This is a genomic window from Actinoallomurus sp. NPDC052308, from assembly GCF_040679195.1.
Taxonomy (GTDB): domain Bacteria; phylum Actinomycetota; class Actinomycetes; order Streptosporangiales; family Streptosporangiaceae; genus Actinoallomurus; species Actinoallomurus liliacearum.
Window position 1 is genome coordinate 173,353 of sequence record NZ_JBFAUM010000017.1, and the last position, 10,596, is coordinate 183,948.

Consider the following 10,596-nt stretch of genomic DNA (forward strand, 5'->3'; position numbering starts at 1 on the left):
CCCCGACTTTCTGAATTTCGCTGTCTGGGGGTGCGGGGGGGGCGGGGGCCAGCTGCCTCGGGGGGGGGGGGGGCCGCCCCGGGGGGGGCCCCCCGCCGCGCGCGAAGTGGCAACGCACTTGCCGTTGCACGCACCGCGTGCATAATAAGGACACGTGCTTGGCGGCGGGTCAAGCCTCAGGGGGCGCCCTCACCGGAACCGCACGACCTGTGCCACGCCCGGCATGCGATGACCACACGACACACCCGGTCTCCGGCCGGGGAAGGGGGAGAAGAAGACATGAGCGAGGCCACCGCCGTGACGCGGCCACCGGAGCCGGACTTCTCGGCGATGACGGCCGAGGAGCTGGTCGCCTACCGCGACGCGGAGAACCGCTTCCGGGCGTCCAGCACGGCGCGGGCGATCACCGGGGATCCGGATCCCGGCGCCGCGATCAGCTGGCGGCAGGTGGCGCTGCCCGGCCGCGAGCTGCCGGTCCGGGTATACCGGCCGGCGGCCGAAAACGGCGGCAGGGCGGCCGCCCGGGCCGAGGAGTTGCCGCTCGTGCTCCACGTGCACGGAGGCGGCTTCGTAGGCACAGCGGTGCAAAGCGACTGGGTCAACAGCCACCTCGCCGCCCGGCTGCCCGCGGTCGTCGTCTCGGTCGAGCATCGTCTCCTCGCCCCGGACAGTCCGCTGTCGGCGGCCGTCGAGGACGGGTGGGACGTGCTGCGGTACGTGGTGCAGCACGCCTCGCAGTGGGGCATCGACCCGGCGCGCACGGCCGTCTTCGGCGAGAGCTGCGGCGCGTTGATCAGTGCCCTGACCACGATCCGGGCCAGGGAGGCCGGTCTGCGGCTCAAGGCGCAGGTACTCCTCAACCTCGTAGCCGATGTGACCGAGACGATGTTCGACCACGTCTCGGTCACGGAGCACGCCCGCACCCCGACCCTCGCCGTGCCGCAGCTGCAGCTGTTCCAGCGGCTCGCCGTTCCATCGGGTACCGATCCTCGGGCGCTCTCGCCGCTGTATGCCGACAGCGTGAACGGGCTGGCGCCGGCGCTGGTGGTGGTGCCGACCCACGACCCACTGGCCGACCACGGCCGCCGCTACGCCGAACGACTGCGAACGGCCGGGACACCCGTGCGGCTCTCCGAGTACCCCGGGGCGGGGCACGCGTTCCTCAGCCTGCCGGGCGTGGCGCCCCAGGCCGAGACCGCGCGCACGGAGATCCTCGAGTTCCTCCGAGCCTCCCTCACCGTGTAAAGGAAAAAGCACTCTGATGACGAAGACACGTCATAAGCGATGGGCCATCGCGGCGATGTACACCGGCCTTGGACTCACCGTCATCGCGACGATCGTCCCCTACCTCGACCGCGCCACCGCCCATCTGCTGGCCGATCACATCCGGGCCGGCTATCCCACGTACAGCCAGACGCGTGTCGACGCGGCCGTCACCGCCTACCTGATCGTCCTGTCCGTCATCGGAGCGTTCGGCGTCATCGCCTGGCTCGGGACGACCTGGGCCGTCACGACGGGCAAGCGGTGGGCCCGCTCCGCCGCGACCGTGATGTTCCTGCTCGGCACAAGCGTCGGGCTGACCGGGCTGCTCACCAAGGACACCTCCGGCGACACCGGCCTGCCGTCGGCGCTGGGCTGGGCCGGCATGGCTCCCTGCCTGGCCGGACTCCTCGCGGTCACGCTGCTGTGGAGACGCCCCCGGCCGGAGTGACGCCGGCTCCGGAAGCAGCCCCTGCGACGACTCACGCCCGAAACCCCCGTGAGAGGAACGATGCACACCACCACCCTTGGCGCCGACGGCCCAGCGGTCGGTCGACTCGGCCTCGGCTGTATGAGCATGACCGGCAGCTACGGTCCGGCCGACCAGGACGAGGCCGCTGCCACCTTGCTGGAAGCCTTCGATTCCGGCGTCACCATGTTCGACACCGGCGACTTCTACGGCGACGGGGCCAACGAGGAACTCCTCGGCTCAACCCTCGCCCCCTATCGTGACCGCGTCGTGCTGGCCACCAAGACGGGCGTCCTGCGCACCGCCGAAGGTCTGGTCCCCGACGGTTCACCCGACCACCTGCGCCGCGCCTGCGAAGCGTCCCTGCGCAGACTCCGCACCGACCACATCGACCTGTACTACCTCGCCCGGATCGACCCCTCCGTCCCCATCGAGGAGTCGGTCGGCGCCCTGGCCGACCTGGTCGCCCAGGGGAAGGTCGGCCACATCGGCCTGTCCGAAGTCTCGGCCACCACTCTCCGCCGCGCGCACGCCATCCACCCGATCACCGCCGTCCAGACCGAGTACTCACTGTGGGAACGCCATGTCGAAAACGACATCCTGCCCACACTCCGCGACCTCGGCGCAGCCCTGGTCGCCTACAGCCCCCTCGGCCGCGGCCTGCTCACCGGAGCCGTCCGTGCCACCACGCGCTACGAAAGCGGCGACTTCCGCGCGACCGCCCCCCGCTACAACGGCGACGACCTCAAGGCCAATCTCACCATCGTCGAAGCCATCACGGCACTCGCCGTCACCAAGAACGCCACCCCCGCCCGGATCGCCCTCGCCTGGCTCCTCACCCGCGGCAGCGACATCGTCCCCATCCCCGGCAGCTCCCGCCGGCCCCACCTGCTCGACAACCTGGCCGCACTCGACCTGCACCTGACCACGGCCGACCTCGCCCACATCGATGCCGCCGTTCCCGCCACCGGCGCCCAAGGATCCCGGTACGGCGACCACGGCATCCGCATGATCGACCAATGAGACCCATGGCGAACGGAGCCTTCGACACGGACTCGACCGAGACCGACACGGGTCACGACCACCACGCACCACGGAGGAGGACACGGTGAAGCGCATCGGCATCATCGGGGTAGGCGAGATCGGCCGGGCCATCGTGGACGGCCTGTACCACCGGGGCGACGATGCGCCCGAGGTCTTCCTCTCCCCTCGAGGAGCCCGTACGGTCGCGGAGCTGTCCGAGCGTCACGACGGCGTGCGGGTGTGTCCCGACAACCAGGCGGTGGTGGACCGCTCCGAGATAGTGATCATCGCCGTACGCCGTCAGGACCGGCACGAAGCGCTCGCCGGCTTGACGGTGGCCGACGACAAGATCTTGATCAACGTGATGTCCGGCGTCGAGAACGACGACCTGCGCCGGACGCTGGCCACCGATGCCCCGCTCGTACGGGCCATCCCCCTGCCCGCCATACGCGAACGCCGTTCCGTCACGGTGACGTACCCGTCCCACCCGGTGGTGGACTCCCTCTTCGAGCACCTGGGCGGGGCGCTCCCGGTCGCGGACGAGACGGCCTTCAACGTCTTCTCCGCAGTGACGGGGACGCTGACCACCCACTACCGGTATCTCGCCACGCTCACGTCGTGGGCCGTCGGCCACGGCATCGCCGCCGGTGACGCGGACCGCTACGTCCGCGGCCTCTTCCGGGAGGTGGGCCGTTCGCTGAGCGACGAGACCCGCACCCTGCAGCAGCTCGCGGCCGATCACGAGACCCCGAAGGGAAACAACGAGCGCATCCGCACCACGTGGTTCACCGCCGCCAACTCCGAAGCCCTCACCCAGGCCCTCGACGGTCTCCTCGCCGACCTCATAGCGCCACATGAAAAGGATCCGAGCAGTCCGCGACAGGCCCTCGGGCAGCCCGAGTTCGCGCACGCTCGGGATTTGATCTAGAGCCGACTCTAGCTCCTAAGGTACGGGGCGGTGCGGCACCACCGGCCCCGTACGGGCGGCGGGGGCCGCGTCGCGACCGCCGCCATGGGTGATCGCCGTCGTCCCACCCTGACAGGAGCATGATCGTGCGCTATCGCGTTCTCGGCGGCACCGGCATCCAGGTGAGCGCCCACTGCCTGGGCGCCATGATGTTCGGTGCCGTCGGCAACCCCGACCACGACGAGTGCGCCCGCATCATCCACGCGGCCCTCGACCAGGGGATCAACTTCGTCGACACCGCCGACATGTACTCCGCCGGGGAGTCGGAGGAGATCGTGGGCAAGGCCCTGCGGGGCCGTCGCGACGACGTCGTGCTGGCCACCAAGGTGCACTTCCCGATGGGGGAGGGACCCAACCGGGGCGGCAACTCACGACGCTGGATCATCAAGGAGGTCGAGGAGAGCCTCCGCCGCCTGCGCACCGACTGGATCGACCTCTACCAGATCCACCGTCCCGACCACAGCACCGACGTGGAGGAGACGCTGTCCGCGCTGACCGACCTGGTGCGCCAGGGCAAGATCCGGGCCTTCGGCTGCTCCACCTTTCCGGCCGAGGAGATCGTCGAGGCCCACCACGTGGCCGAGCGCCGCGGCCTGGGACGGTTCCGGAGCGAGCAGCCGCCGTACTCGCTGCTCGCCCGGGGGATCGAGGCGTCGGTGCTGCCGGTCTGCAGGCGGCTCGGCATGGGCGTGCTGACGTGGAGCCCGCTCGCCTCGGGCTTCCTGACCGGCCGGTACCGCAACGACGGCTCCGCCGACCTGTCCAGCGGCCGAGCCGCGCTGACGCCCGCCCGGTTCGACCCCGCCCTCCCGGAGAACGCCGCGAAGTACGAGGCCGTGGAGCGGCTCATCCAGCTCGCCGCCGACCTCGGCTGCACGCTGCCCGAGCTCGCCGTCGCCTTCCCCGTCGCGCACCCGGCCGTCACCTCGGTGATCATCGGCCCCCGGACGATGGAGCAGCTGCAGGCCACGCTCAAGGGCGCCGACCTCACCCTCGACGACGCGGCGCTCGATCGGATCGACGAGATCGTGCCGCCCGGAACCGACCTGTACCGCGCGGACGGCGCCTGGCGCTCGCCCGCGCTGACCGACGTCTCGGCGCGGCGCCGCGCCGTCGGCGACCGCGCCGCCGGCTGAGCACGGGGCATCGCTGATCGGCGAGCCGGCGTCCCGGAGGGAGATCAGTTCTCGCGGGTCCAGGCGGGCGTGATCCGCACTTCGCGGAGGCGCCAGCCCGCCGGCGTCCGCACTGCGGTGCCGGCCAGTCGCAGGCCGCCTGTGAAGTGGGGCGCCTGGCCGTCGCGGTAGTAGTACACGAGCGAGTTCGCCGAGGCGGCCGCCTGGTCGCCGTCGACGTCCACCAGAAGGTCAGTGGTCGTGTGCTGGGCGTGCTGCCCCTCGACCTCACCCTGGCGCATGAAACCGACGACCTTGTCGATGCCGCGGAGTTCGCCCCCGCGCGGCGAGTGCACCGCCACATCGTCACTGAAGACGGTGTCCGCGTCCTCCCACCGCTTCTCGTCGAGCAGCAGCGCGAAGCGGGTGAACAGGTCGGCGATCTCGATACGGTCGGCGATCAGAGTATCCGTGGACACGACATCCCTTTCATTGGAACGTCCAACGTTGGCTACGCCAACGATACACGGATTTATTGGCCGCGCCAACGATATGGGACGACCTACTCGGACCGCCTCCAGCCGAGGACGGACAGACCTTGTCTGCGTGCCGACCGTGTGGGGGTTCCTTCGCGTCCGCCGTCCGCCGTGTGCCTACCGCTTCCGGACGGCGTAGGTCAGGTGCGTCACCCTCGGAGAAGGCTCCGCGCGGACCGGCTCCACGGCCACGCGGCCCGCGTCCACGCCCTCGAACAGGCGGATTCCGGAACCCAACAGCACGGGCGACAACGCGATCGAGAACTCGTCGATCAGGCCGGCGTTCAGGTACTCCAGGATCGTCGCGCCGCCGCCCGCGATGCGGACGTCGCGGTCGCCGGCGGCCTCGCAGGCCTGGTCGAGCGCGGTCTCGATGCCGTCGTTGACGAAGTGGAAGGTGGTCCCGCCCGGCCGCTCCCAGGGGTCACGCTTCTCGTGCGTCACGACGAAGACCGGCGTGTGGAACGGCGGCTCCTCCGGCCACGCATGCTCGCCGGCGTCGAACATGCGCTTGCCCATCACGTTCGCGCCGGTGCGCTCGAACGTCTCCCGCACGATGTCGTTGTCGCGCCCTTCCTCGCCGCCCTTGCCAAGCTTCAGGTTCTCCCGGAAGAACCGCTGCGGGAAGATCCACCGCTGCAGTTCCATCCACCGCTGCCCCATCAAGTCCTCGATGGACTCGGGCGCGATGAACCCGTCCAGCGACATCGACACGCTGAAGAACACCTTCCCGGACATCAGCCCTCCGCTTCCTTCCGAACGATCTCGGTGACGTAGGCAGCCAGGTTGCTCAGGGTTTGCCGGCCGCCCTCGATCGCGTGGTACTTCTCGGCCGCCTCGTCGCGCAGTTCCTTGGTGGGAAACACCGTGCGCATCTCGATCCGGGTCGCCGCACCGTCGGGCGCGAACGTGAGGACCGACTCGAAGGCGTTCGGGTCGCCGCGGGACTCACCGTGGAGCAGCGCGATCCGCTCCGGCGGGGCGATCTCGGTCCAGGTGATCCACTCGGTGTAGTCCGTCCCGTCCGGCCCGTGCATCACGAAGTCCCACTCCCCGCCGACGCGGAACTCGAACGACTGCGTGGTGGTGGTGAACCCGTCCGGTCCCCACCATCGCGACAGGTGCCGGACCTCGGTGAACGCCTCGAACACCAGCTCCCGTGGGGCGTCGATGACCCGGGAGATGACGATCTCGCGGTCGGCCGTCGCGGACTGCGCCGGCGCTCCTCGTCCCATTACGCTCATCGGCTACTCCTCCTGCCTTGCCTGCTTCAGGTCCTGCACGTATGCGTCCAGCCGGTCGAAGCTCTCGTTCCAGAACCGCTCGAACCCGCCGGTCCACTCGTGAACCGCTCGCAGCCCGCGGGCGTCAAGGCCGTACAGGCGCTGCTTGCCCGCCCTGCGGTCCCGCACCAGCCCGACCTCCCGGAGCACCCGCAGGTGTTTGGATGCCCCCGGCTGGGTCATCCCCAGCTCCCGGGCCAACTCGGTCACCGGCCGCTCACCCGCCCGCAGCAGCATCAGGATCTCCCGGCGCTGCGGCTCGGCGATCGCATTGAAGACGTCCGACGTCGTCGCTGCTCGTGCCATGGCCGCAATCATATGCCCATATTGGTATGCGTCAACTGGGCGACCGCCTACCGCGACTTCTCGTTCCGATGCTGGGCGACCCTCGAGGGGGTGGGACCGGAATACGCCAGAGACCTGCCGCAGCCTCTGGTAGCTGCTGGTCACGGGCCGGTGGACGGGTGATCGGGGCCGGTGGCTATGGTGCCGGTGTCTCGGTCGTGATCGTTGCTGGGGTATCGGGTTGGCGTCGATTGATCGAACCGCGTATCCGCGGTTCAAGCGGGTGGTGTCGGCGCGGGAACTGTCCGAGGCGTTCACGCCTACTACGGACGAGGTCGAGTGGGCTCGGTCGAAGACCACGACCGAGCAGCATTTCTTGGCGCTGGTGGTGCTGTTGAAGTGTTACCAGCCGCTGGGGTATTTCCCGAAGCTGGCAGAGGTGTCGGCGGTGGTGGTCGAGCGCGTGCGCGGCAAGCTGGGGCTGGGCGAGGGTGTGGAGGCGGCGCATGAGTCGGATCGGACGCTGTGGCGGCACCGGGACTTCGTGCGCACGCGGATGGGGGTGAAGTACGCGCCGGCCGAGGTGCGGGCGGTGGCCGAGGCCGCGATCCGCACGGCGGTGCAGTCCAAGGACAACCCGGCCGATTTGATCAATGTGGCGTTGGACGAGTTGGTGCGGCAACGCTGTGAGCTGCCCGGCTACACGACGCTGGACGCGATGGCCGCATCCATTCGCACCGAGGTCAACGGTGGCATGTTCACTACGGTGGCGGCCCGGCCGGACCGGATGCAGCGGGCGCGGTTGGAGCGGCTGCTCCTGGTCGACCCGGCGACGCGGCGTAGTGAGTTCGACCGGTTGAAGGATCCGGCGCAGGCGGCGACGCTGGGCAAGTTCAAGGACCGCTTGGCGTACCTGGCTGGGTTGGACGCGCTGGGGCCGACCGAGGAGTGGCTGGAGGGGATACCTCCGGGCAAGATCGCGCACTTCGCCGGTGAGGCGCGGGTGACCGACGCTTCCGACATGCGCAAGGTCCTCAACGAGGACAAGCGGCTGACGCTGCTGATCAGTCTCGTGCACGAGTGCCGGACCGCGGCGCGGGACGAGGTGGTGACCATGTTCTGTAAGCGGATGGCCGCCCTGCACAAGAAAGGCCGGGAGCGACTTGAGGAGATCCAGGCGGCCAACCGCGCCGAGACCGAGCGGCTGATCGGCGTGCTCGGCGAGGTGCTGGCCGCCGCCCGTGAGACCACCACACCCACCGACCCCCGCCCCGGCCAGGCGCCCGGAACCGACAGGCTCGTAACCGACGGGCCTGGTCCGGACGCCGAGGATGTGGAGGAACGGGCGGGCCGGCTGGTGCTCAAGGCCCTGGCCGACGCTGGCGGGATCGACGAGCTGGCGGCCGCGCAGGAGGCGGTGTCGGCGTATCACGGCAACAACTACCTGCCGCTGCTGGAGCGGTTCTACCGCTCGCACCGGCCGGTGTTGTTCACCTTGGTCGACGCGATCGGGCTGGAGGCGACCAGCGCGGATGCGTCGGTGTTGGACGCGGTGGAGTTCATCCGCGTCAACCGGGACCGGCGCAGCGACTGGATACCGGAGACGACCAGCGTCGAGGTGGACGGCCGGCAGGGCACGGTCAGCGTGAACGTGGACGCCTTCGCCAGCGATGCCTGGCGCAAGGTGCTGCGGGACAAGCAGCGGCCGGGGATGCTGGCCCGCCGGCACCTGGAGGTCTGTGTGTTCTCCTACCTGGCCGCCGAGCTGCGGTCCGGGGACATCGCGGTGGCCGGCTCGGACTCGTTCGCCAACCTGCACGCCCAGCTCATGCCTTGGGAGGAGTGCCGGCCGCTGGCCGCGGACTTCTGCGCCCAGGCCGGTATCCCGACCGAGGCGGCCGAGCTGGTGGCGCACTACCGGCACGAGCTGACGAGTGCCGCTGCGCAGGTTGATGCCGGGTATCCGGCGAACACCGATCTGGTGCTGGAAGGCGATCGGCCGGTACTCAAGCGCCGCAAGGGCGCCGACCGGCGGGGATCGGCGATCGCGTTGGAGGCCGCGATCCACCAGCGGCTCCCGGAGCGCAGCCTGCTAGACATCCTGACCCGCACCGCGTATCTGACCGGGTGGCATCGGCACTTCGGGCCGGCGTCGGGGTCGGACCCGAAGATCCGCGACACCCTAGGCCGCTACGTGACCACGGCCTATGCCTACGGCACCAACCTCGGCCCGGCCGAGGTCGCCCGCCATATGCGCGGCAAGGTGTCCGCGCACGAGATCTACACGGCCGGTAGTAAGCACTCCGACCCCAGCAAGGTGTACCGGGGCTCGACGGATGTGATCAACGAGTTCGCCAAGCTGGATGTGGCCGGGATCTGGGGCGATGGCCAGGTGGTCGCTGTCGACGGATCACAGGTGGACACCTGGGAGAACAACCTGCTGGCCGAGTCGCACATCCGCTACGGCGGCTACGGCGGGATCGCGATGCGGCACGTGGCTGATTCCTACATCGCGTTGTTCTCGCACTTCATCCCGTGCGGGGTGTGGGAGGCCGTTTACATCATCGAAGGGTTGCTGCGCAACAACTCCGACATCCAGCCGGACACCATCCACGCCGACACCCAGGGCCAGTCGCTGCCGGTGTTCGGCCTGGCCGCGCTGCTGGGGTAGTTCGAGCTGTTGCCGCGTATCCGCAACTGGCACGACCTGATCTTCTACCGGCCCGACCCACGCACCCGGTATCAGCACATCAACGCGCTGTTCGGCGACAACGCCATCGACTGGGACCTGATCGAAAAGCACTGGACCGACCTGCTGCGCACCGCGATCTCCATCCGTGAAGGCCGGGTGTCCTCGGTGACGCTGCTGCGCCGGCTCGGCAACCACTCGCGCAAGAACCGGCTGTACCGGGCGTTCCGGGAGCTGGGCCGGGTGATCCGCACGATCACCCTGCTGCGGTACCTGTCGGAGCCGGAGCTGCGGGAACAGATCACCGCGATCACCAACAAGGCCGAGGCCTTCCACGGCTACGCCGAATGGCTGATGGTCGGCGCGAAACTGATCGGCCACAACGACCCCGACCACCAGGAACTGGCGGTCAAGTTCAACGAGCTGATCGCCAACTGCGCGATCTACTCCACCGCGCTGGACATCACCGACGCCGCGAACGCGCTGGCCGCCGAAGGCCACCCGGTCGACCACGACGACCTGGCCACCATCACCCCGTACATCACCCACACCATCCGCCGCCTCGGCGACCTGGTACTCGACCTCGACCCGCCCGACGCGATCCCCACCACCCGGCTGGACCTGGAACCCCGCGCACTGTTCCCCGCAGGGCCCGTCGCCTGACCAAGGAGATCCGGACCGCCATACGCCGGCCCGGCTGTGGCCTCCAGCCGGGCCGGCGACGACCCTGGGGCATCATCGGGTCCAGCCCAAGTAAGCCCGGAACCCACATTCGGATGATCTTGAAGGTGTGGAGGTTGGGGGTCATGGCGTCTGTGTTCGTTCGGTGCTGGTGGTCGCCTCTCGCGGATGTGCTGGGCAATGGGAAGCGGCGGCGAGGACATGACGCTCAACATCGGGCCGCAGCATCCCTCGACGCACGGCGTGCTGCGCCTGCGGATCACCCTGGACGGCGAACGGATCACCGCC

General features: G+C 69.5%; 9 protein-coding genes and 1 pseudogene. 6 read left to right on the plus strand and 4 right to left on the minus strand.

The features are described from left to right. Window positions 1-279: 279 nt before the first annotated feature. The 5 genes from AB0L00_RS31450 to AB0L00_RS31470 all read left to right on the plus strand — a co-directional run bounded on the left by AB0L00_RS31450 (window position 280) and on the right by AB0L00_RS31470 (window position 4,855). Entirely contained in the window at window positions 280-1,245 is a 966-nt protein-coding gene (locus tag AB0L00_RS31450) for an alpha/beta hydrolase (protein ID WP_364440693.1), read from the plus strand. Window positions 1,246-1,261: 16 nt separating this feature from the next. Then, window positions 1,262-1,711: a hypothetical protein gene (locus AB0L00_RS31455; protein WP_364440694.1), complete on the plus strand. Its 450-nt coding sequence runs from the start codon at window positions 1,262-1,264 to the stop codon at window positions 1,709-1,711. Between the two features lie 60 nt (window positions 1,712-1,771). Then, complete coding sequence (locus tag AB0L00_RS31460; protein ID WP_364440695.1) at window positions 1,772-2,752, plus strand: aldo/keto reductase; 981 nt, start codon at window positions 1,772-1,774, stop codon at window positions 2,750-2,752. An 85-nt stretch (window positions 2,753-2,837) separates the two neighbouring features. Then, a complete protein-coding gene (locus AB0L00_RS31465) occupies window positions 2,838-3,680 on the plus strand; it encodes an NAD(P)-binding domain-containing protein (protein WP_364440696.1) in 843 nt (280 codons plus the stop codon). 125 nt (window positions 3,681-3,805) lie between these two features. After that, window positions 3,806-4,855 carry an aldo/keto reductase gene (locus AB0L00_RS31470; RefSeq protein ID WP_364440697.1) on the plus strand — a complete coding sequence of 350 codons (1,050 nt, stop codon included), beginning with the start codon at window positions 3,806-3,808 and terminating at the stop codon, window positions 4,853-4,855. Window positions 4,856-4,899: 44 nt separating this feature from the next. Here the strand turns inward: AB0L00_RS31470 and AB0L00_RS31475 are convergent, their stop codons facing one another. The 4 genes from AB0L00_RS31475 to AB0L00_RS31490 all read right to left on the minus strand — a co-directional run bounded on the left by AB0L00_RS31475 (window position 4,900) and on the right by AB0L00_RS31490 (window position 6,959). Further along, window positions 4,900-5,313 (minus strand): nuclear transport factor 2 family protein, encoded by a 414-nt coding sequence (locus AB0L00_RS31475; RefSeq protein ID WP_364440698.1) that lies wholly within the window; start codon window positions 5,311-5,313, stop codon window positions 4,900-4,902. A gap of 174 nt (window positions 5,314-5,487) precedes the next feature. Next, window positions 5,488-6,108, minus strand: coding sequence for a dihydrofolate reductase family protein (locus AB0L00_RS31480; RefSeq protein WP_364440699.1), 621 nt, complete (start codon window positions 6,106-6,108; stop codon window positions 5,488-5,490). Next, window positions 6,108-6,614, minus strand: a complete 507-nt coding sequence (locus AB0L00_RS31485; protein WP_364440700.1) for an SRPBCC family protein — start codon at window positions 6,612-6,614, stop codon at window positions 6,108-6,110. The genes AB0L00_RS31480 and AB0L00_RS31485 overlap by 1 nt, the downstream gene beginning before the upstream one ends. A gap of 3 nt (window positions 6,615-6,617) precedes the next feature. Next, the gene (locus AB0L00_RS31490; RefSeq protein ID WP_364440701.1) at window positions 6,618-6,959 is read right to left on the minus strand and encodes a metalloregulator ArsR/SmtB family transcription factor; all 342 of its coding nucleotides are present in this window, start codon (window positions 6,957-6,959) and stop codon (window positions 6,618-6,620) included. A 220-nt stretch (window positions 6,960-7,179) separates the two neighbouring features. Between AB0L00_RS31490 and AB0L00_RS31495 the strand changes: the two are divergent. Further along, window positions 7,180-10,290: pseudogene (locus AB0L00_RS31495) on the plus strand (Tn3 family transposase). Window positions 10,291-10,596 lie beyond the last annotated feature (306 nt).

What these genes read in the sequence shown, in the direction of transcription:
- AB0L00_RS31455 (WP_364440694.1), top strand. Translation starts at nt 1,262, where the DNA reads ATGACGAAGACACGTCATAAGCGATGGGCCATCGCGGCGATGTACACC.
- AB0L00_RS31450 (WP_364440693.1), top strand. Translation starts at nt 280, where the DNA reads ATGAGCGAGGCCACCGCCGTGACGCGGCCACCGGAGCCGGACTTCTCG.
- AB0L00_RS31460 (WP_364440695.1), top strand. Translation starts at nt 1,772, where the DNA reads ATGCACACCACCACCCTTGGCGCCGACGGCCCAGCGGTCGGTCGACTC.
- AB0L00_RS31485 (WP_364440700.1), bottom strand. Translation starts at nt 6,614, where the DNA reads ATGAGCGTAATGGGACGAGGAGCGCCGGCGCAGTCCGCGACGGCCGAC.
- AB0L00_RS31480 (WP_364440699.1), bottom strand. Translation starts at nt 6,108, where the DNA reads ATGTCCGGGAAGGTGTTCTTCAGCGTGTCGATGTCGCTGGACGGGTTC.
- AB0L00_RS31490 (WP_364440701.1), bottom strand. Translation starts at nt 6,959, where the DNA reads ATGGCACGAGCAGCGACGACGTCGGACGTCTTCAATGCGATCGCCGAG.